Genomic DNA, 21005 nt, shown 5'->3' on the forward strand with positions numbered 1-21005 from the left:
CCGTGAGCAGTTCCGACGTCGACGACCTGTCCGCCGCCCTGAGCAGGGCCGTGCGCGGTCCCGTCCGGTTCGATCCGGCGCACCGCGCGATGTACGCGGCGGACGCCTCGAACTACCGGAGGGTGCCGATCGGGGTGGTCACCCCCGTCGACGTCGACGACGTCGAGGCCGCCGTCTCGGTGTGCTCCGCGCACGACGTGCCCGTGCTGCCGCGCGGGGCGGGCACCTCGATCGCGGGCCAGGCCGTCAACCACGCGGTGGTCCTGGACTTCACCAAGTACGTCAACAAGATCGAGTCGATCGACCCCGACGCCCGCACCGCCCGCGTGCAGCCGGGCGTGGTGCTCGACAAGCTGCGCGACGCCGCGCGTCCGCACGGCCTGACGTTCGGGCCCGATCCGTCGACGCACAACCGCTGCACGCTCGGCGGGATGATCGGCAACAACGCGTGCGGGTCGCACTCCGTGGCGTGGGGCAAGACCGTCGACAACGTCCACGCCCTCGACGTCCTCACCTACCGCGGGCAGCGCCTCGAGCTGGGCCCCGGCACGGAGGGGGCGGGGATCCCCGCACAGCTGCGCGCACTCGCCGACCGCATGGGCGGGCAGGTGCGCACCTCGTTCCCCGACCTGACGCGGCGGGTGTCGGGCTACAACCTCGACCAGCTCCTCCCGGAGAACGGGTTCGACCTGGCCAAGGCGCTCGTCGGCACCGAGGGCACCTGCGCGACCCTGCTCGGGGCCACGGTCCGGCTCGTCGAGTCGCCGGCGTTCCGCGCCCTGGCCGTGCTCGGGTTCCCGGACGCCTACATCGCGGCCGACAACGTCATGCCCATCCGGGAGCTCGGCCCGCTCACGATCGAGGGCATGGACGCGGGCCTGATCGCGGCGCTCAAGGCGGCCAACCCGCTGGAGACGGCGTCGCGGGCGCTGCCCGAGGGCGGCGGCTGGCTCTACGTCGAGACCGGTGGGTCCACGCGCGCGGAGGCCGAGGCGGCCGCGGAAGCCGTCGTCACGGCGATGAAGCCGTACACGCGCAGCTCGGTCGTCGTCAGCGATCCGGGCCGGATGAAGGCGCTGTGGCGCATCCGCGAGGACGGCGCCGGCATCCTCACCCGCTCGCCCGACGGCGGCGAGGCCTGGCCGGGCTGGGAGGACGCCGCGGTGCCGCCGGAGAGGTTCGGCGCCTACCTCCGCGAGTTCGACGCCCTGCTCGCCCGGCACGGCCGCCGCGGCGCCTACTACGGGCACTTCGGCGACGGCTGCCTGCACGTCCGCATCGACTTCGACCTCCTGACGAAGGAGGGGATCGCCAACTTCCGCGGCTTCATGGAGGAGGGCGCCGACCTCGTCGTCGCGCACGGCGGCTCGCTCTCGGGCGAGCACGGCGACGGCACGGCCCGCGCGGAGCTGCTGCCGCGGATGTACCCGCCGGAGATCATCGCGGCGTTCGAGGAGTTCAAGGGCATCTGGGACCCGGACGACCGGATGAACCCCGGCTCGGTCGTGCGCCCGAAGAAGATGGACGAGGACCTGCGGATCTTCGTCGGGATGCCGACGATGGTCGACGCCCCGATGCTCGCGTTCGGGCACGACCGCGGCTCGTTCGGCCGGGCCACGCGGCGCTGCCTGGGCGTCGGCAAGTGCGTCACGGAGTCGGGCGGCGTGATGTGCCCGAGCTACCGCGCCACCGGCGAGGAGATGCACTCCACCCGTGGCCGGGCGCGGCTGCTGTTCGAGATGGCGAACGGCGAGGTGATCAAGGGCGGGTGGGACTCCACCGAGGTCGACGACGCGCTCGACCTGTGCCTGTCCTGCAAGGGCTGCAAGCGCGACTGCCCCGTCGGCGTCGACATGGCGTCGTACAAGACGGAGTTCCTGGCCCAGCGCTACCAGGGCAAGGTGCGCCCGGCGTCGCACTACTCGATGGGCGCGCTGCCGCGCTGGATGCGGATCGTCGGGAAGCTGCCGGCGGGCGTCGTCGACGTCCTGAACCTGGCGGCGCGCAGCCCGCTCGCCGCGCTGGCGAAGCGGGCCGGGGGCATCACCCCGGAGCGGGCGATCCCGCCGATCGCCCGCACGCCGTACACCCGGAGTCCGGCGGGGCCCGACGGTGCCGCCCGTCTGGCGTCGCGGGTCCGGTCGGCGCTGCCCGCGGTGGTGCGGCGGCGGCTCGGAAGTGGCAGCAAGGCCACGATGCCGCAAGGAGATGGCGGCAAGGTGGCCTTGCTGCCATCGCGCGGACGGGTGCTGCTGTGGCCCGACACGTTCACCAACCACTTCGACCCCGCCATCGCCGTCGACGCCGTCGCGGTGCTGGAGCGGCTCGGCTACACCGTCGAGCTGCCGCCCCGCGACGTCTGCTGCGGGCTCACCTGGACCTCCACCGGCCAGGTCGACGCCGCCCGCCGCGTCCTGCGACGCAGCCTGCGCACGATCGAGCCGTGGCTCGCGGCGGGGGTGCCCGTCGTCGGGCTGGAGCCGTCCTGCACGGCCGCGCTGCGCGCCGACGGCCCGGAGCTGCTGCCCGACGAGCCGCTCGCCGCCGCGCTGTCCACGGGCGTCCGGACGTTCGCAGAGGTCCTCGGCGAGCACGTCGACGAGCTCAAGGCCGCCTCGACCGGACCGGCGGTGAAGGCGCTCGTGCAGGTGCACTGCCACCAGCACGCCGAGCTCGGCACCGACGACGACCGCGCGGTCATGGCCGCGATCGGCGTCGACGCGGAGGTGCTCGACTCCGGCTGCTGCGGCCTCGCCGGCAACTTCGGGTTCGAGAAGGGGCACTACGAGGTGTCGATGGCGTGCGCGGAGCGGGTGCTGCTGCCCGCGGTCCGGGCCGCCGAGGCCGACGTCGCCGTGCTCGCCGACGGCTTCTCCTGCCGCACCCAGCTGCGCCAGGCAGGCACCCGCGAACCGGTGCACCTGGCCCAGCTCGCCGCCCGGGCCCTCGGCCTCCGCACCGCCTGAGTCGCCGCCTTCCCGTCCGCGGGTCGTCGCGTCCGCGCCCGGTCCGCGGGGTGCGACGATCACCGCATGACGGGTCGGACGTTGGTACTGGGCGGCGGTGGGATCACCGGGATCGCGTGGATGCTGGGGCTGGTGGCCGGGCTCGCGGAGCGGGGGGTGGACCTGCGTGCCGCCGACGACGTCGTCGGCACCTCGGCGGGGTCGGTGGTCGCGACGCAGCTGGCCACCGGCGTCGACATCGAGGAGCGCTACGCCGCGCAGCTCGTCGACCCGGCCGGGGAGGTCGCGGTCTCGCTCGGGGTGGGCACGATGCTGCGGCTCGGGCTGGCGCTGATCGGGCCGCGCGACCCGCAGCGCGTACGGGCCCGGATCGGTCGGCTCGCGTCGAGGACGGTGACCATGCCGGAGACCGAGCGGCTCGCGGTCATCGGTGCGCGGCTGCCGGTGCAGGAGTGGCCGGAGCGGTCGTTGCGGATCACCGCCGTCGACGCCCACGACGGCGCGTTCCGGGTGCTCGACCGCACCTCGGGGGTACCGCTCGTGGAGGCCGTCGCGTCGAGCTGCGCCGTGCCGGGCGTCTACCCGCCCGTGACGACCGGCGGCACCCGGTACGTCGACGGCGGCGTCCGCTCACCCGTCAACGCCGATCTCGCCGAGGGCGCGGAGCGGGTCGTCGTGCTCGCGCCGATCGTCCGCGGGATCGGCCCACAGGTGGCGGTCGCGCCGCAGGTCGAGGCGCTGCGGGCGGCCGGGTCGCGGGTCGTGCTGGTGGCCCCCGACGCAGCGTCCGTCGCCGCGATCGGGCGCAACGTGCTCGACCCCGCCCGGCGTGCCGGCTCGGCGCGCGCCGGCCGGGCCCAGGCCGCGGACGTGACGGACGCCATCGTGGCGGTCTGGGGGCACTCATAACGGGTAACCGCCCGACATGGCTCAGGTACCGAACATTCGTCTGAACAGCGGCGTAGAGATCCCCCAGTTCGGATTCGGCGTCTTCCAGATCGACCCCGACGGCGTCGGCCCGGCACTGGGCGCGGCGTTCGAGGCGGGCTACCGGCACGTCGACACCGCGCAGATGTACCGCAACGAGACCGAGGTCGGGAAGGCCATCGCCGCCTCCGGTCTGCGTCGCGACGAGGTCTTCGTGACCACCAAGCTCGACAACGACCGGCACGGTCACGACGAGGCCGTCACCGCGCTCGGCGAGAGCCTCGACCGGCTCGGCCTCGACCACGTCGACCTCTTCCTGATCCACTGGCCGCGGCCGTCCGAGGACCGCTACGTCGAGACCTGGAAGGGCTTCGAGCAGCTCGCCGCCGACGGCCGGGCGCGCGCGATCGGCGTCTCCAACTTCCAGGTCCCGCACCTGGAACGCCTCGCCGCCGAGACCGGCACCGTCCCCGCGGTGAACCAGATCGAGCTGCACCCGCACCTCCCGCAGGAGGAGTTGCGCGCCTACCACCGCGAGCACGGCATCGCGACCGAGGCGTGGAGCCCGATCGGCCAGGGCGGCGACCTGCTGAGCAACGAGCGCCTCGTCGGGCTCGCCGAGAAGTACGGCAAGACCCCCGCGCAGATCGTGCTGCGCTGGCACATCGAGCTCGGCAACATCGTGTTCCCGAAGTCGGTCACCCCGTCGCGGATCAGCGAGAACATCGACGTCTTCGACATCGAGCTCGCGCCTGTGGACATGGCGACGATCGGTGAGCTGGACACCGGTGAGCGGATGGGCCCGAACCCCGACGACTTCGGCTGATCCGGCGCCCCGCACTGCGGGATCCGTGGTCCGCGCCTACTGTCGACGCCCATGTTGGCAATCACCGATATCGCGGCCGAAGCCATCAAGTCGCTGACCACCGATGCGGAGCTGCCCGACGGCGGCGGACTGCGCATCGCCGCTCCGAGTCCGGACCAGGGTCTCGAGCTGTCCCTCGCGGGGCAGCCCGGTGCCGACGACGTCGTGCTGTCGGGGGACGGCGTCGCGGTGTTCCTGGAACCGGTCGCGGCGCAGGTCCTCGACGACAAGGTGCTCGACGTGCAGCCCGTCCAGGGTGTCGACGGCGAGCAGGAACTGCGGTTCGCCATCGGGCCGCAGGCGGATCTGCGGCAGGACCAGCCGGACGACTGACGGCATCGGCACTCCGTCGGGCCCCGCACCTCCGGGTGTGGGGCCCGACGCGTGTCAGCGTCGGCGGGCGGCGAACCAGCGGTTGGCACCCGGCAGGTACATCTGCACCGCGGCGACCACGCCCAGTGCCGCGGCGACGACGAACAGCGCCACCACCGCGGGCGGCACCACACCGACCGCCAGCACGATCTCCACGACCGTCACGGCGAGCAGCAGGAGCAGCACGAACCGCGCCCCGCCCCGCCCCGCCCGCATCGCGGTGGCGGCGATGCCGGTGAGCACGCCGAGCAGGAACGCGCCCCCGACGAGCACGGCGGCCGCCGCGGCGACGGCCCGGTCGCGCGTCACGGCCGTCTCGTTCGAGAAGTCCCGGTCGACGACGGTGCGCACCGCGGCCTGCACCCCGTCGAGGTCCAGCAGCATCACGAGTGCGGCGGCGAGCCCGAGCAGGGCGGCGACCGACCACAGGGCGAACGAGACGTCGACGGAGCGGGCCCGGCGGGCCACCGCCTCCGACGGCCGCTGCCGGAACTCGAAGCGGGGCCGGCCGGGTGGCTGAGGATCGTGCGGCGTCACGTCGTCACCGTACCCATCGGCCCGTGCACCGAAAGTGACGCCGAGGGTGCGTCTCACGGCGCGGCCGGCGCGGCCGACACCGTGGACGGACCTGCGGCGACCGCCTCGGTCCCGCCGGTCGGGGTGCCGGGGGCGGTCGTGCCCCCGCCCGACGCGCCGCCCCCGCCCGACGCGCCGCCCTCGGTCCCGCCGCCCTCGGTCCCGCCGCCCTCGGTCCCGCCGCCCTCGGCTCCACCGCCGGTGCCCGGGTCCGCGGTGTCGCCGCTCGTCGAGCCGCCACCGGTGTCCCCACCAGTGCCGCCACCGGTGTCCCCACCCGTGCTGCCGCCGGTGTCTCCGCCGGTCGATCCGTCACCGGTCTCACCGCCGGTCGACCCGCCACCGGTGTCGCCGCCGTCCGTGCTGCCGCCGCCCGTCGACCCACCGGGGTCGGTCGTGGTGCCCTCGGTACCTGTCGGCCCGGGGACCGCAACCGCCGGAGCGGCGGGAACGGGGGCAGCTGGGGCAGCGGGAACAGGGGCCGCCGGCGCGGCGGGAACGGGGGCCGCGCGCGTCGGGACGGTCCGCGACGCCCCGACCGCACCGGTCGGCGTGACCCGCGCGACCGGCCGGACCGCCGCCGCGACGGCCTCGGGCCGGCGCGGGCCGGCGACCGTGGTCTCGGCGGGCGCCGCACCGGTCCACGGGTCGATCGCGGGGGCGTCGGCGAGCACGGTCTCGGCCTGCGCCACCCCGTCACCGACGGCGACGGCGTCCCCGAACACCGCAGCCGGCAGCGGGACCACACCGGTGGCGAGCGTCGCGGACAGCCCGAACGTGGCGATCACCGCGATCGACGCGGCGACCACCAGGGTGCCGCCGCGGCGACGGCGCGGGGCGTCCTCGTCGGGCGGGGCGTCGAATGCGACGGCGGGCACGACCGGGAGCACGTCCGGCACCTCGTCGACGGGCGCGACGGGCGCGACGGGCGTCACCAGTGACCGCGCGGTCAGCGCCGCCCCGGCCGCGACGACCGCCTTCGGGTCGGCGTCGACCGAGATCGACCGGCCGAGCTCGGCCGAGACCAGCTGCGACACCAGCGGGATCCGCGACGACCCGCCGACGAGCAGGACGGCGTCGAGGTCGGCGGGGGTGAGCCCGGCGGAGTCGACGGCCCGGCGCAGCGCCTCGACGGTCTCGCCCACCGACGGGCGGATCATGTCCTCGAACTCGGCGCGGCCCAGCCGGACCTGCGTGTGGGTGCCCGGAAGCATCACCGGGACCATGACCTCGGTGTCGGCGGAGAGCGCCTCCTTCGCCGCGGTGCACTCCCGCCGGAGCCCGGCGACGGCGGCCTGCACGCTGGCGTCGGCGGCGTCCAGCTCGCCCCACGCCGTACCGAGGGCGGTGCGGACGTGGCCGAGGATCGCGTCGTCGAAGTCGACGCCGCCGAGCCGCTCGATGCCGGTGGGGCGCCCGAGCAGCACGAACCCGCCGTCGGGGAGCTTGCGCACGACGGCGGCGTCGAACGTGCCGCCGCCCAGGTCGTAGACGCCGACGATCCCGCCGGGCTCGATGCGCTCGGTGCTGGCGTAGCCGACGGCCGCGGCCTGCGGCTCGGTGAGGAAGACGGCGTGGCCGAGGCCGTGGTCGGCGAGTGCGGCGGCGAACGTCGCGCGCTTGTGGTCGCCCCACTCGACGGGGTGCGTGACGGCGATCGACGCGGCCGGGCCGCCCTCGCGGCTCTCCGCCTCCCCGACGACCCAGGCCACGAACCGGGCGCACAGGTCGGCGGCGGTCATCGGCTCGCCGCCGACGACCATCGGGGTGTCGTCGCCGATGCGCCGCTTGAACTCGCGGGCGACGCGGCGGGGCTCGGTCAGCGCGCGCCGCTGGGCGGCCTCGCCGTGCACGAGGGTGCCGTCGGTGGCGCGGAAGACGACGGTGGCGACGGCGCTCGACGCGCCGCCCAGGTGCAGCAGTTCCGGCCGCTCCTGGCCGTCGCGGCACACCGCGGCCGCGGTCCAGGTCGTGCCCAGGTCGATACCGAGCTGATAAGCCATGACGAACCGCCCCCTTGTCGCTCCGTGACGAGTCGGAAACCCACCGCGATCGTTCGGTCATCGGCCAGAATGATGTATCCGTTAGCGCCGAACGGCCCAATGTCGCCCGAAGGAGCTAGTCGGTCACACTGGGTGCATCAGAGGGGGTGCGGATGGGCCGGATGTGGAGCGCGGGTGCCCTCGCGGTCGGGTTGACGCTGCTCACGGCGTGCTCGGCCCCGTCGACGACGCCCGGGGTGCCGCCGGTGGAGAACCCGCGGGACGTCCGCGGGCTCGACGCCTGCGCGGTCCCCGACGGCGCCGCGCTGGCCGCGGCGGGCGTCGGCGGCACGGGCACGGCAGGGGTCGGACCGGAGGGGCCGCGCTGCGAGTGGCGGGGCCCGGCGGGGCAGCTGCTCACCGTCACCGTCTTCACCGGTGACGGCGGGCTGGCCACGCTGGCCTCCAACAGCGAGCCGACGACGACGCGCGTGCGGCTGGCCGGCTACCCCGCACTGGAGACGTTCACCGGCTCCGGCGAGTTCTGCCAGTACGACATCGGTGTGGCTGCGGACCAGGTCCTGCTCGTCTCCCTCGACGGCGGAGCACTCGACGGCGGCGCCCCCGACTCGTGCACCGCGCTGCAGTCGCTGCTCCCGCCCGTGCTCGCCGCCCTCCCCGGCTGAGCCCCATGGGGGTCCGCCCCCGGACCCCCATGGGGGTCGGTGCGGGGTACGGGATCGTCCCCGCTGCCTCGGGGGCGGCCCCGGCGCCAGTCTTCTCCCAAGCCGGAAGCGACCGGCACCCCGAGAGAGGACCGGAACCATGGCCAACGGCCCCAGCTTCAACTTCGCCCAGTTCGTCGTCCCCGTGAACAACAACGACCAGGACGCCTCGGGCGGCGCGGGCGGCGACAGCGGCGACGCCTCGAACCTCGGCCTCGCACTCGGCGACGGCGGTGCGGGCGGCGGCGCCACCGGAGGGGACGCCTCGCAGGACATCGGCGACACCGGCACCGGTACGGGTGGCGGCGGCTTCGGCCTCGGTGAGGGCGGCGACGCGTTCCTGTCGCTGCTGGGCCTGGGCGGACCGGGTGTCGGTACCGGGGTCGGCGGCGCGGGCCTCGGTCTCGGTGCGGCGGGTAACGGCGCGGCGACGGGCGGCGCGGCCGGCGGCGGAGCGGGTGGTGCGGGCCCGGCCCTGGGCCAGGCGGCGGGCACCGGCGCGGGCGGCGCGGGCGGCAACGGCGGCGCGAACGTCAACGGCCAGGCCACGACGACCACCGCCGACCTGAGCTTCGACAACGGCGCGTTCGGCGACAACGACGGCTTCGACAACGACGGCTACGTGGTCGACTCGTTCAACCAGGACAACGACGGCATCGACAACAGCCACGGCTACATCGTCAACTCCAACGTGGCGAACGGCGACGGCAACTCGATCGGCAACGTCACGGAGAACATCTCCATCCGCGACTCCTACAACGTCGACGAGAGCGTCCGCACGGTCCTGGACAACGTCGGCAACGACTACTCCGACAACTCGACGACCGTGTCGGACTCGTTCAACGACCAGTCCCTCGACCTCGACCTGGACATCGACGACATCGTGGTCGGCAACAACAACGACACCGGTGACGACAACTCGGTCAACGACTCGAACAACTTCGACCCCGACCTGCTCGACGTCGACCTGGAGATCGGGGACATCCTCTCCGGCAACGGCATCGACGGCCTCGTCCCCTGATCCAGCCACCCCGGTCCGGGTCCGCGAGCAGCGGGCCCGGACCGTCCCCACCTCCGGAGGTGAAACGCGATGCTCTCCCTGTCCTCGTTGATCGACTTCCTGCTCGGCCTGCTGCGTGACGAGGACGCGCAGGCGGAGTTCGCGCGCGACCCGCAGGGGGTGCTGGCCCGCCACGACCTCGCCGGGATCACCGCCCAGGACGTCCGCGACGTGCAGCCCATGCTCGCCGACTGCGACGGCGTCTCCTACCGCGGCGACGGCGGCGGCAACGACGGCGGCGGCAACGGTGGCGGCGGCAACGGAGGCGGCGGCAACGGGGGCGGCGGCCACCGCGGGTACGCCCATGACGACGACCCGGTCCGGGTCATCCACCACGTGACGCGCAGCCACAGCGCCGAGCGCGAGGTCGTCCGCGAGCAGCACCACGACGGCCCGTCGGTCACGACCAACATCGAGTACAAGCAGTACACGAGCGAGTTCCACTACACGGACAACAGCGTGTACGTGGAGGACGGCGGCACCTACGTCCGCGACTCGTTCAACCAGGACAACGACGGCGTCGACAACAAGGGCGGCGTCATCGACGACAGCACCGTCGTCGTCGGTGACGAGAACACCGCGGGCAACACCACGGAGACGACGGTGGTGCAGGACTCCTACAACGAGGAGGCCGGCGAGACCGTGGTGATCGTCGACTCGCTCAACGACGCGAGCGACGACTCGACGACGGTGACCGACAGCTTCGACGACTCGAGCACGACCGCGGTCGTGGACACCTATGCCGAGGGCGACTCCTACGCGGTGGTGCAGCAGGCCCCCGCCGACGCCGCGCCGGACCTGGTGCCCGACGGCGTGTGACCCGTCCGACACGCGCCCTCCCCCGTCCGGGGGAGGGCGCCGCCGTACGCCCGTGCGGTGTCCCAGACTGAGCCGCGTGGAGGATCCCGTGGAGCGTCCCCTGACGGTCAAGGCCGTCGACCTCGCGCTGGCGACGATCGCCCCGTACAACCGGCCCGACCTGGAGTCGCGGCTGCAGCAGGCCCGCGCCCGCCTGCTCGACGACCGCGTGCGCGTCCTCGTCGTCGGGGAGTTCAAGCAGGGCAAGAGCCTGCTGGTCAACGCGCTGCTCAGTGCCCCGGTCTGCCCCGTCTTCGACGACGTCGCGACGGCCGTGTCGACCGCGGTGTCCTACGCCGACGAGCCGGTGCTCACGCTCGTCCACACCCGGGCCGACGGGCCCGACGGCCTGCCGACGCAGGTCCGCACGCACCGCGCCGACATCCCGCTGCAGGACCTCTCCGACGTCGTCGCCGGGTACGTCACCGAGGCCCGCAACCCCCAGAACGCGCAGGGTCTCGCCGCCGTCGAGATCGGCATCCCGCGCACGATCCTGCAGGCCGGGCTGGAGGTCGTCGACACCCCCGGGGTCGGCGGGCTCACCTCGATCCACGGCGCCGCGACGATGGCCGCGCTGCCCTCGGCCGACGCCGTGCTGCTCGTCTCCGACGCCTCGCAGGAGTACACCGCACCCGAGCTGGAGTTCCTGCGTCAGGCCATCCGGCTGTGCCCCAACGTCGCGTGCGTGCTCACCAAGACCGACATGTACCCGGAGTGGCGGCGCATCGCCGAGCTCGACCGTCGCCACCTGCGCGACGCCGGGATCGAGGCCGAGCTGATCGCCGTGTCGTCGACGGTGCGCTGGCAGGCCGTCGTCACCGCCGACGCCGCGCTCAACGCCGAGTCCGGCTTCCCCGCGCTGGAGACCTACCTCGCGCGGAAGGTGCTGGGGCAGGCCGACCTGCTGGCGCGTCGCTCCACCGTGCACGACGTCGTGGCGGTCACCGACCAGCTGCGCGACGGGCTGCGCGCCGAGGAGTCCTCGCACCGCGACCCGAACGGCGTGCAGGACCTCATCCGTTCGCTGCGCGGCGCCCAGGAGCGGGCGGCGGCGCTCAAGGAGCGCTCGGCGCGCTGGCAGCACACTCTGGGCGACGGCGTCGCCGACCTCAACGCCGACATCGACCACGACCTCCGCGACCGGATGCGGGAGATCACCCGCCTCGCGGAGGAGGAGATCGACGACGGCGGTGACCCGACGAAGAACTGGGACCAGCTCTCGGCGTGGATCCAGCAGCAGGTCGCGGCGGCGGCGTCGACGAACTTCCTGTGGGCGACGCAGCGGGCGCGGTTCCTGGCCGGCCAGGTCGCGTCGCACTTCGCCGAGGACCGGGAGGCGGTGCTGCCCGCGCTGCGCACCGAGGCGTCGGCGGCGGTCGGGGCGGCGCGGGAGATGCGCGTGCGCGACGGCGAGCCGTGGAACCTGGGCCAGCAGGCGCTCGCCGGGCTGCGCGGCGGCTACATCGGCGTGCTGATGTTCGGCCTGCTCGGCACGCTCGTCGGCCTGACGCTGATCAACCCGTTCTCCCTCGGTGCGGGGCTGCTGCTCGGCGGCAAGACGATCAGCGACGAGCGCCGCCGGATCGTCAGCCGTCGCCAGGGGGAGGCGAAGGGCGCGGTGCGCCGCTACGTCGACGACGTCACCTTCCAGGTCGGCAAGGACTCCCGCGACATGCTCCGCGACGTCCAGCGCGACCTGCGCGACCACTTCGGTGAGCTCGCCGAGCAGCTCAACACCTCGCTCAAGGACTCGCTGTCCACCGCGGAACGCTCGGTGAAGACGACCGAGGGCGAGCGGGCGCGGCGGCTCGCGCAGATCCCGGAGCAGATCGCGGCGCTGGAGAAGCTGCAGGCGCGGGTGCGCACGCTGGTGCCCGCGACGGGTGCCCAGCCGGGCCGGATCGCCGTCGAACCGGTGCCCGTGCCGACCCCGTGACCCGTTCCCTCACCGACGCCGCCCGCGACCTCCTCCTCGACGCCGCCCGCGTCTACCGCGACGACCCGGGCGCCGCGGGCTGGCTCACCCACCAGGTCGACCGGCTGGAGGAGCCGCTGCGCCTCGCCGTCGCGGGGAAGGTCAAGGCGGGCAAGTCGACGCTGCTCAACGCGCTCGTCGGGGAGCGGCTCGCACCCGTCGACGCGGGGGAGTGTACGAAGGTCGTCACCTGGTTCCGGGACGCGCCGACGTCCGCGGTGACGATGGTCGGCACCGACGGGTCGCTGCACGAGCTGCCCGTCGACCGTCGCGACGGTGCGTTGCTGATCGACCTGCAGGGGAGGTCGGCGGACGACGTCGAGATGCTCGTCGTCGACTGGCCGTCGCAGAGCCTGCGGGTGGCGACGCTGATCGACACGCCGGGGCTCGCGTCGCTCTCGCACGAGGTGGGGCGCCGGACGCTGCGCTTCCTGCACCCCGACGACGAGCGCCCGACCGACGCCGACGCCGTCGTCTACCTCATGCGCCACCTGCACGCCGGCGACGCGGAGTTCCTGGAGGCGTTCCGCGGGCGGGGCGTCGCGCAGACGGCGTCGGTGAACTCGCTGGCGGTGATCTCCCGCGCCGACGAGATCGGCGGCGGGCGCGTCGACGCGATGGTCTCGGCGCGCGCGATCGCCCGGCGCTACCGCTCCGATCCGGCGCTGCGCGGGCTGGCGCAGAACATCGTCGCGGTGGCGGGGCTGGTGGGGGAGACCGCGCGGACGCTGCGCCAGACCGAGTTCACGGTGCTGGCGTCGCTGGCGCGGCAGCCGAAGGAGGCGGTCGAGGCGTCGCTGCTCACCGTCGACCGGTTCGTCGCGGCGGACTCGCCGATCGCCCGCGCGGTGCCGGAGCTGACGGCGGCCCAGCGGGCCGGGCTGCTGCGGCGGTTCGGGGTGTTCGGGCTGCGGCTGTCGACCATGCTGATCCGCCAGGGCGTCGCGACGCCGGCCGCGCTGGCCGCCGACCTGGTGCAACGCAGCGGCCTCGGCGAGCTGCAGGCCGCGCTGGAGAGCCAGTTCGTCGAGCGCCGCACGGTGCTCAAGGCGCGCTCGGCCCTGCTCGCCGTGCACCAGGTCGTGCAGGACGACCCGGTGCCCGGCTCGCGCGAGCTGTCGGCGGAGCTGGAGCGGATCCTCACCGGCGCGCACGAGTTCACCGAGCTGCGGCTGCTCGGGGAGCTGCGGTTCGGCTCGGTGGTGCTGCCGCGCGCGATCGCGGCCGAGGGGGCCGCGCTGCTCGGGGGGACCGGCGCCGGCCCGGCCGCGCGCCTGGGCCTGCCCGCCGACGCCGGGCCCGACGACCTGCGTGCCGCCGCCCTCGACGCGCTGGCCCGCTGGCAGGAGCACGCGGAGAACCCGATGCTCGACCGCTCCGTCACCGCGGCGTGCCGCACGGTGGTGCGGACCTGTGAGGGCCTGGTCACCACCTAGCGCGAGTTTGCCGTCGAGGAGCGGTGTCTTGGCCACCCACGCACGGACGGGATCGGCCAACGCGCCGCACGGGATCGGCAAACTCGCCGGGTCAGGGGGTGGGGTCGAGGGTGGACTGCAGGAGGGCGAACAGCTCGCCGCGGGTCGCCACGCCGAGCCGCTGGCGCATCCGGGCGACGTAGTGCTCCACGGTCTTCGCCGAGATGTAGAGCCGTTCCCCGATCTGCTTGTGGGTCCGACCGGCAAGGATGAGCCGCCCGATCTCCTTCTCGCGCTCGGTCAGGGTGCCGGTGTCGGCCTTCTCGACCGGGGCCCCCTCCTCCGGGGGAGCCGCGGCGGCGGCCGGGTCGAGGGAGCGCGCGACGGCGTGCAGGCCCTGCGCCGCGCGGCGGTCTCCCGTGCTCCCCGCGGCCCGGCCGGTGAGCTGCGCGGCCTCCCAGCCCAGACCGACCCCGGCCATCCGACGTCCGGTCGCCACGACGTCGTCGACGTCCGGGGTGCCGGTGAGCACGGTGGTCCAGCACCGGCCCGCGGCGGCGAGGACGGCGGCGTACGGCGAGGCGTCGGCCGTGGCGTCGAGGGCGGTGGCGTGCCGGGCGACGTCGGCGGGATCCTCCGCGGCGACGGCGGCCTGCAACCGGCCCCAGGCCAGCGGCGCGGCCCACAGACCGGGGTGGCCCAGGCTGCGGAGGACGTCCTCGACGTCCTCGACGGCCCCGTCGAGCCAGCAGCCCTCGCCGAGCCGGGTGGCCGCGACGGAGAGCTCACCGAGCAGCGGGATGAGCGTGAGGTCGGCGGGCTGGCGGACCAGGGCGTCGCGGGCGCGGGCCCACGCCCCGGCGAGTGCACCGGCGTCGTCGCGGCGCCGGGCGAGCGCGACCTCGAGCGTCGCGGCGAGCAGCGCATCCCGCGGTTCCGGCGGGGAGTCCTGGCGCGAGATCCGCTCGACGAGGCCCGTCGGCGGCCCGATCGTGCCCCGCGACATCAGCACCCACGCCAGCAGCAGCCGGTGCCGCAGCACCGCGACCCGCCCGCCGTGGCGGCCCTCGATGGCGCGGCGCAGCGTCGACTCGGCGACCCCGGGCTGCCCGGACAGGCCCGCGACCACGGCGGTGAGCGCGGCCGGGGTGTCGGGCAGCAGCGTGGAGGCGGCCACGGGTTCGAGCATCGACGCGGCCTGCGCCAGCCGGGACAGTGCAGCGGCGGACCCGGTGGCCGTGCCGACCATCCCCTGCCCGAGCATCCGGGCCGCACCCTCCAGCAGCGTGCCCGAACCAGAGGTGGCGTGGGCGGCGGCGAGGGCGGCGCGGGCCCCGTCGAGGTCCCCGGTGACGACGAGCGTGGGCACTGCGAGTACGGCCCGGCCCGGTTCCAGCGTGCCCAGCAGCTCGGCGCTGCGTCCGGGCAGACCGCGGTGGGCGAGCGCGGTGGCCGCGGCGACCACGGCGTCGGCCCGGTCCGGCCCGTCGAGCGCCTCGTCCGCGACCTGCAACGCCGGCCCGATCTCCCCGGCCAGTGCGAGCGCGTGGGCACGGCGGCCCGCGACGGCGAGCCGTGGGTGCCCGGCGTCGACGGCGGCGGCGAGCAGCTCGGCGGCGAGCGCGGGCGACTCGGCCAGCGCCTCCTCCGCCGCGCTGCACAGGACGGCGGCGATATGCGTGCCGCTCGCCCCGGTGCCGAGCAGGCGACGGCCCGCGGCGAGCACGGACCCGCCCCGGTCCAGCTCGATGGTGGCCAGCCGCCGGTGCAGGTCGCGGGTGCGCAGCACCGGCGTCAGCTTGACGAACAGGGCGCCGATCAGCGGGATCAGCTCGCCGCTCTCGGTGAGCAGCCCGGTCGCGCGCGCGGCCTCGACCGCAGCCTCCAGCTCCGCGCCGGGGGCGAGCAGCTGCGCGAGGACGTCGCCGTCGAGGGGTGCCCCGTGCGCGAGGACCGTGAGCAGGTCCTGCACCGGTGCGGGCAACGCGTCGACGCGGTGGCGCAGCCGCTCGGCGAGTGCCGTCGAGACGGTGATCCGCTCCGGCGCGGCGAACCGCTCGGGACGTGCGAGGTCGACGCGGCCGCCGTCGACCAGGCCCTGCGTGACGAGGTCGACGAGTGCGGGCAGCCCACCGGACTGCCGGTGCACCAGATCGACCATCGGCCCGGGCGCCTCGCCGCCCAGCCGCGTGGCGAGGCGGTCGGCGACCGCGGCCCGGTCTAGGTGCCCGACGATCGCGACCATCCGCCGCGCCCCGACGCCCGCGCTGAGCTCCGCGAGCCCGTCGGGCCGCGGCCACGGCCGGTGCGCGAGCACGATCCGGGCGCCGTCGGTGCGGGCGAATGCGCGCAGGGCGTCGAGCCGGTCGGGCGGAAGCCGGTGGGCGTCGTCGACGAGGACGGCGGTCGACGGGGCCAGCGGCGACGCGCCGTCGTAGCGCACCACCGGCACCCCGGAATCGGTGTAGAGGTCGGCGAGGACGTCGAGCAGCATGGACTTGCCGGTGCCGCCCGGCCCGAGCACGGTGGCCACGACGGCGTCGTGCGGCCGGTCGCCGACCCAGCGGGCCAGCGTGGCGCCACCGGGCGGCAGGCTCGTCGCCACTGCGCCGGTCGCCGTTGCGGTCGCCATACCCCGATCGTCGGCGATCCGGAGGGACCCATTAACGCGACGGGCCGGACCGGCCCGGATCGAGTGCCGGGCCCGGCACGGGGTGTCACATCCGCTGACCCGTCGACCCCGAACGGCCCATCAGGACTCGCGGAGCCGCCCGTCGGCCATGGTCCAGTGCCGGGTGGTGCGGACCGACTCCAGCATCCGGCGGTCGTGCGTCACGAGGAGGACGGTGCCTCCGAAGCCGTCGAGGGCCTGTTCGAGCTGCTCGATGGCGGGCAGGTCGAGGTGGTTGGTGGGCTCGTCGAGGACGAGGAGGTTGACCTCGCGGGCCTGCAGCAGGGCGAGCGCCGCGCGGGTGCGCTCGCCGGGGGACAGGGACACCGCGGGGCGCGGGGCGTGGTCGCCGGTGAGGCCGAACTTCGCGAGGAGCGTGCGCACGTCGGACTCCGCCCAGTCCGGCACCGCGTCACCGAACGCGCGCGCGAGCGGCTGCGGCCCGAGGAACAGCCCGCGGGCCTGGTCGATCTCCCCGACGCGGACGCCCGACCCCAGACCCGCACTCCCGGAGTCGACCGGGATCCGGCCGAGCAGCGCGGCGATCAGCGTGGTCTTGCCCGACCCGTTCGCGCCCGTGATCACGACGCGGTCGGCCCAGTCGACCCGGGCGTCGACCGGCCCGAGGACGAACGACCCGCGCCGCACCACCGCCGCGCTCATCGACGCCACGACGGTGCCCGAGCGCGGGGCCGCGGCGATCGTCATCCGCAGCTCCCACTCCTTGCGGGGCTCCTCGACGACGTCCATCCGCTCGATCATCTTCGCGGTCTGGCGGGCCTTCGCGGCCTGCTTCTCGCTGGTCTCCGCGCGCTTGTTGCGGCCGATCTTGTCGTTGTCGGTGCTCTTGCGCCGGGCGTTGCGCACGCCCTGGGCCATCCAGTTGCGCTGCATCTGCGCGCGGTCCTTGAGCGAGCCGAGCTTGTCGTCGTACTCCTCGTAGGCCTCGCGGGCGTGCCGCCGCGCCACCTCGCGCTCGGCGAGGTAGGAGTCGTACCCGCCGTCGTAGACGCCGACCTGCTGCTGCGCGAGGTCCAGTTCGACGACGCGGGTGACGGTGCGGGCCAGGAACTCGCGGTCGTGGCTGACGACGACGGCCGGGCTCCGCAGCCCCTGCACGAACCGCTCCAGCCGTTCCAGGCCGTCGAGGTCGAGGTCGTTGGTGGGCTCGTCGAGCAGCAGGACGTCGTAGCGCGACAGCAGGAGCGCGGCGAGCCCCGCGCGGGCGGCCTGCCCGCCGGACAGCGCCGTCATCGGGGTGTCCAGGTCGACGCCCAGCCCGATGTCGGCGGCCACCTCGCCGGCGCGCTCGTCGAGGTCGGCGCCGCCGAGGGCGAGCCAGCGGTCGAGCGCGGTGGCGTAGGTGTCGTCCGCGCCGGGGGCGCCCACGCCGAGGGCCTCCGCGGCCGCGTCCATCGCGACCTGCGCCGCCGTGACGCCGGTGCGCCGGGCCAGGAACGCGGCGACGGTCTCGCCGTCGCGTCGCTCGGGCTCCTGCGGGAGGTGCCCGACGGTCGCGTCGGGCGGGCTGAGCGCGACCGTGCCGTCCTCGGGGTCGAGCTCGCCCGCGAGCAGGCGCAGCAACGTCGACTTGCCGGCGCCGTTGGCCCCGACGAGCCCGACGACGTCTCCGGGGGCGACGACGAGGTCGAGCCCGGAGAACAGCACGCGGGCGCCGTGGCCGGCGGCGAGGTCGGTGGCCTGCAGGGTCGCGCTCATGACGGGGCGAACGCTACCGGGACGTCGGTCGCCACCCGCCGGGGCCCGCGGAGGGATCGGCCGAACCCTCCGGCACGGGCGCGCCCTGCTCCGGCGCGGGTGCGGGTTCGACCGGCGCGGGATCGGCCGGTACCGGTTCCGTCGGCGCGACCGGCGCGGTTCGACGGGTGCGGGTGCGGGCTCGGCCGGGGTCGGCGCGGGTGCCGCGACCGGCACCGGATCGGCGGGCGGAGCGGGGAGGGGGCGTCCGGAGTGCCCTCCGGCGTCGCGACCGGGACGGGGACCGTGCAGGAGATGACGGTGTCGGCCGGGTCGGCGTCGCAGGTGCCGCCGTCGGCCTGGCCGCCGCCCACGAGGCGGTCGCCCGCCGCGGAGCCGGTGACGACGTCGTCGCCGCCCGTGCCCTGCACCAGGAACGGGCCCGGTGCGCCCGGCCGGTCCTCGGCCGCGACGAACCGCGGCCGGTCGGCCGTCAGGACGACGGTCTCGGCGTACGACCCGGTGCACTCGGCGGGGGCAGGCGCGGCGACCGCGGCCGTGCGCGCGGCGGCCGGGGCGGCCACCGTCAGCGATCGCGGTCCGATGACCCCGGTCGTCGTGATCGAGACCGTGCCGGACACCGGCCTGGTCGCGCCCGCCGACGTCCGCGGTGTCGGGTGGTACTCGGTGCCGTGGGGCGGGAGCGTCATGGAGGGTGCGGGGCTGCTGCTGCCCCGGCGGCCGGAACGGGTCTCCCCGGGGCGTCCCCGGCGGTGCGGCGCGCCAGGGCGGTCACCGCGCAGACCCCCGCGTCACCACGCAGACCCCCGCGTCACCGCGCAGACCGCCGGCGCCCTGCGCGGTGACCGCGGGTCTGCGCGGTCGTCGCACCGCTGCCCGATGTCGGGTAGATCGCGGTCCCCGGTCGGGCCACGATAAGCGGCGTGACCTACGAGCCGATGCCCACCGACTGGACCCGTGCGCTGGCGGTCGTCGCACACCCCGACGACCTGGAGTACGGCGGCGCGGCCGCCATCGCCCGCTGGACGGCGGAGGGCAAGGACGTCCGGTACCTGCTGGCCACGCGCGGGGAGGCGGGGATCGACACGCTCCCGCCGGCGGAGTGCGGGCCGCTGCGCGAGGCCGAGCAGCGGGCCGCGGCGGCGGAGGTGGGCGTCGACGTCGTCGAGTTCCTCGACCACCCCGACGGGCTGATCGAGCACGGGATCCCGCTGCGCCGCGACATCGCCGCGGCGATCCGGCGGCACCGACCCGAGCTGGTCGTCACCGGCAACTTCCACGAGACCTGGCCGGGCGGCGGGTACAACATGGCCGACCACGTCGCCGTCGGGCGGGCCGTCCTCGACGCGGCGCGCGACGCGGGCAACCGCTGGCTCTTCCCCGAGGTGGGGGAGCCGTGGACGGGGGTGCGTTGGGTGGCGGTCGCGGCGTCACCGCAGAACTCGCACGCCGTCGACGTCGGCGAGCACTTCGACCGCGGCGTCGCCTCGCTCGCCGCGCACCGCGCCTACCTCGACGCGCTCGAAGGGGACATGTCCGACCCGGGGAGCTTTCTGCGGCCGATCGCGGAGGCGGACGGTGCGCTCCTGCCGGGGGCGACGCTGGCGACGGCGTTCGAGCTGATCGCCCTGTGAGCCCGCCGGCGCGGACCCCACCGGCGAGTGTGCCGTTCCGGCCCGGCGAGTGTGCCGCGGCCGCCCGCCGAGTGTGCCGCTACTGACGGGGCGGGCGTCCGGGGATCGCCCGGACGCCCGCCCTCGTCACCGCGGGCCGTGGTGGGCCCGCGGGGTCTCAGCCCGCGAGTCGGGGGTAGTCGGTGTAGCCCTCGGCGCCGCCGCCGTAGAACGTCTCCTGGTCCGGCTCGTTCAGGTCGGCGCCCTGGGTCCAGCGCGTCACGAGGTCGGGGTTGGCGAGGAACGGGCGTCCGACCGCCACCGCGTCGGCGACGCCGTCGGCCAGCAGCCGCTCGATCTCGTCGCGGGCGTCGTCGACGCCGAAGCCGGTGTTGAGCACGAACGTGCCCGGCCACACCGCGCGCAGCTTGCCGACGATCGGGTCGTCGGCCTCGGCGAGCAGGTGGACGTAGGCGAGGCCGAGGTCGGCGAGCTGCGCGACGAGGGTCTCGTAGACCGACAGGTCGTCCTCGGTGATGTCGTTGAACGGGTGCCCGGGCGAGAGGCGGATGCCGACGCGGTCGGCGCCGATCGCGTCCGCCGTGGCCTTCGCCACCTCGACGACGAAGCGCGCGCGGTTCTCCGGCGAGCCGCCGTAGGAGTCGGTGCGGTCGTTGACGCCGTCGGCGAGGAACTGGTGGAGCAGGTAGCCGTTGGCGGCGTGCAGCTCGACGCCGTCGGCACCGGCGCGGACCGTGCGGCGCGCGGCGTCGGCGAACTCGGCGGCCACCCCGGGCAGCTCGTCGGTGGCGAGCGCGCGCGGCGGCGTGTGGTCCTGCTGGCCGTCGACGGTGAAGATCTGGCCCGCGGCCTGCGTGGCGGTCGACGAGACGGGCGTCTGCCCGGCGATCGTCGAGGTGTGGGAGATGCGGCCCGCGTGCATGAGCTGGACGACGAGCAGGCCCCCGTCGGCGTGGACGGCATCGGCGACGCGCGCCCAACCGGCCTCGTTGGCGTCGGTCACGGCGCCGGCGGTGTTGGGGTAGCCCTGGCCCACCGCGGACGGCTGGCTGCCCTCGCTGACGATCACGCCCGCCTCCGCGCGCTGGCGGTAGTACTCGACGGACAGGTCGTTCGGGGTGCCGTCGGCGTCGGCGCGGTTGCGGGTGAGCGGCGCCATCCAGAGACGGTTCTTCGCCTGCAGCGCACCGGCGGTGACCGGCTGGAGGAGCGGGCTGTCGGACGTGAGCGGCTTCTGAGTCACGTGAGGTCTCAACCATC

16 protein-coding genes are annotated in these 21005 nt (G+C 75.1%); 10 read left to right on the plus strand and 6 right to left on the minus strand.

The window, feature by feature from the left end; genetic code table 11:
* Positions 1-2: 2 nt before the first annotated feature.
* The 4 genes from I4I81_RS27350 (at position 3) to I4I81_RS27365 (ending at position 5091) form a co-directional block, all read left to right on the plus strand.
* Complete coding sequence (locus I4I81_RS27350) at positions 3-2966, plus strand: FAD-binding and (Fe-S)-binding domain-containing protein (RefSeq protein ID WP_226363601.1); 2964 nt, start codon at positions 3-5, stop codon at positions 2964-2966.
* A gap of 66 nt (positions 2967-3032) precedes the next feature.
* Complete coding sequence (locus I4I81_RS27355; RefSeq protein ID WP_218603061.1) at positions 3033-3875, plus strand: patatin-like phospholipase family protein; 843 nt, start codon at positions 3033-3035, stop codon at positions 3873-3875.
* Between the two features lie 16 nt (positions 3876-3891).
* Complete coding sequence (locus I4I81_RS27360) at positions 3892-4719, plus strand: aldo/keto reductase (protein ID WP_218603062.1); 828 nt, start codon at positions 3892-3894, stop codon at positions 4717-4719.
* A gap of 51 nt (positions 4720-4770) precedes the next feature.
* On the plus strand, positions 4771-5091 hold the full coding sequence (locus I4I81_RS27365; protein ID WP_218603063.1) for an adhesin: 321 nt from the start codon (positions 4771-4773) through the stop codon (positions 5089-5091).
* A gap of 54 nt (positions 5092-5145) precedes the next feature.
* On the opposite strand, the gene I4I81_RS27370 is transcribed toward I4I81_RS27365, so the two are convergent.
* Together I4I81_RS27370 and I4I81_RS27375 are read right to left on the minus strand one after the other, a co-directional pair.
* On the minus strand, positions 5146-5667 hold the full coding sequence (locus I4I81_RS27370) for a hypothetical protein (protein WP_218616431.1): 522 nt from the start codon (positions 5665-5667) through the stop codon (positions 5146-5148).
* A 53-nt stretch (positions 5668-5720) separates the two neighbouring features.
* A complete protein-coding gene (locus tag I4I81_RS27375; protein ID WP_218616432.1) occupies positions 5721-7709 on the minus strand; it encodes an Hsp70 family protein in 1989 nt (662 codons plus the stop codon).
* A gap of 152 nt (positions 7710-7861) precedes the next feature.
* On the opposite strand from I4I81_RS27375, the gene I4I81_RS27380 reads away from it, so the two are divergent.
* The 5 genes from I4I81_RS27380 (at position 7862) to I4I81_RS27400 (ending at position 13742) form a co-directional block, all read left to right on the plus strand.
* Complete coding sequence (locus I4I81_RS27380) at positions 7862-8374, plus strand: DUF3558 family protein (protein WP_218603641.1); 513 nt, start codon at positions 7862-7864, stop codon at positions 8372-8374.
* A 139-nt stretch (positions 8375-8513) separates the two neighbouring features.
* Complete coding sequence (locus tag I4I81_RS27385; RefSeq protein WP_218603640.1) at positions 8514-9434, plus strand: hypothetical protein; 921 nt, start codon at positions 8514-8516, stop codon at positions 9432-9434.
* A gap of 69 nt (positions 9435-9503) precedes the next feature.
* Positions 9504-10292 carry an IniB N-terminal domain-containing protein gene (locus I4I81_RS27390; RefSeq protein WP_218603639.1) on the plus strand — a complete coding sequence of 263 codons (789 nt, stop codon included), beginning with the start codon at positions 9504-9506 and terminating at the stop codon, positions 10290-10292.
* Between the two features lie 76 nt (positions 10293-10368).
* The gene (locus I4I81_RS27395) at positions 10369-12267 is read left to right on the plus strand and encodes a dynamin family protein (protein ID WP_218603638.1); all 1899 of its coding nucleotides are present in this window, start codon (positions 10369-10371) and stop codon (positions 12265-12267) included.
* On the plus strand, positions 12264-13742 hold the full coding sequence (locus I4I81_RS27400; protein WP_218603637.1) for a dynamin family protein: 1479 nt from the start codon (positions 12264-12266) through the stop codon (positions 13740-13742). Before I4I81_RS27395 ends, I4I81_RS27400 begins: the two co-directional genes overlap by 4 nt.
* 91 nt (positions 13743-13833) lie before the next feature.
* On the opposite strand, the gene I4I81_RS27405 is transcribed toward I4I81_RS27400, so the two are convergent.
* The 3 genes from I4I81_RS27405 to I4I81_RS27415 form a co-directional block, all read right to left on the minus strand.
* Entirely contained in the window at positions 13834-16353 is a 2520-nt protein-coding gene (locus tag I4I81_RS27405) for a helix-turn-helix transcriptional regulator (protein WP_218603636.1), read from the minus strand.
* Between the two features lie 120 nt (positions 16354-16473).
* Positions 16474-18111, minus strand: a complete 1638-nt coding sequence (locus I4I81_RS27410) for an ABC-F family ATP-binding cassette domain-containing protein (protein ID WP_218603635.1) — start codon at positions 18109-18111, stop codon at positions 16474-16476.
* On the minus strand, positions 18108-18800 hold the full coding sequence (locus I4I81_RS27415; RefSeq protein WP_218616433.1) for a hypothetical protein: 693 nt from the start codon (positions 18798-18800) through the stop codon (positions 18108-18110). The genes I4I81_RS27410 and I4I81_RS27415 overlap by 4 nt, the downstream gene beginning before the upstream one ends.
* A 249-nt stretch (positions 18801-19049) precedes the next feature.
* Here I4I81_RS27415 and I4I81_RS27420 point away from each other — a divergent pair, with 249 nt between their 5' ends.
* Complete coding sequence (locus I4I81_RS27420) at positions 19050-19745, plus strand: PIG-L deacetylase family protein (RefSeq protein WP_218605623.1); 696 nt, start codon at positions 19050-19052, stop codon at positions 19743-19745.
* Positions 19746-19902: 157 nt separating this feature from the next.
* On the opposite strand, the gene I4I81_RS27425 is transcribed toward I4I81_RS27420, so the two are convergent.
* Positions 19903-20988 (minus strand): alkene reductase, encoded by a 1086-nt coding sequence (locus I4I81_RS27425; RefSeq protein WP_218605620.1) that lies wholly within the window; start codon positions 20986-20988, stop codon positions 19903-19905.
* Positions 20989-21005: the final 17 nt, after the last annotated feature.

The sequence above is a fragment of the Pseudonocardia abyssalis genome (assembly GCF_019263705.2).
GTDB classification, from domain to species: Bacteria; Actinomycetota; Actinomycetes; order Mycobacteriales; family Pseudonocardiaceae; genus Pseudonocardia; species Pseudonocardia abyssalis.

Coding starts and splice junctions, on each gene's coding strand:
- I4I81_RS27355 (WP_218603061.1), top strand. CDS start 3,033: ATGACGGGTCGGACGTTGGTACTGGGCGGCGGTGGGATCACCGGGATC.
- I4I81_RS27360 (WP_218603062.1), top strand. CDS start 3,892: ATGGCTCAGGTACCGAACATTCGTCTGAACAGCGGCGTAGAGATCCCC.
- I4I81_RS27365 (WP_218603063.1), top strand. CDS start 4,771: ATGTTGGCAATCACCGATATCGCGGCCGAAGCCATCAAGTCGCTGACC.
- I4I81_RS27375 (WP_218616432.1), bottom strand. CDS start 7,709: ATGGCTTATCAGCTCGGTATCGACCTGGGCACGACCTGGACCGCGGCC.
- I4I81_RS27380 (WP_218603641.1), top strand. CDS start 7,862: ATGGGCCGGATGTGGAGCGCGGGTGCCCTCGCGGTCGGGTTGACGCTG.
- I4I81_RS27385 (WP_218603640.1), top strand. CDS start 8,514: ATGGCCAACGGCCCCAGCTTCAACTTCGCCCAGTTCGTCGTCCCCGTG.
- I4I81_RS27390 (WP_218603639.1), top strand. CDS start 9,504: ATGCTCTCCCTGTCCTCGTTGATCGACTTCCTGCTCGGCCTGCTGCGT.
- I4I81_RS27405 (WP_218603636.1), bottom strand. CDS start 16,353: ATGGCGACCGCAACGGCGACCGGCGCAGTGGCGACGAGCCTGCCGCCC.
- I4I81_RS27410 (WP_218603635.1), bottom strand. CDS start 18,111: ATGAGCGCGACCCTGCAGGCCACCGACCTCGCCGCCGGCCACGGCGCC.
- I4I81_RS27415 (WP_218616433.1), bottom strand. CDS start 18,800: ATGACGCTCCCGCCCCACGGCACCGAGTACCACCCGACACCGCGGACG.
- I4I81_RS27420 (WP_218605623.1), top strand. CDS start 19,050: ATGCCCACCGACTGGACCCGTGCGCTGGCGGTCGTCGCACACCCCGAC.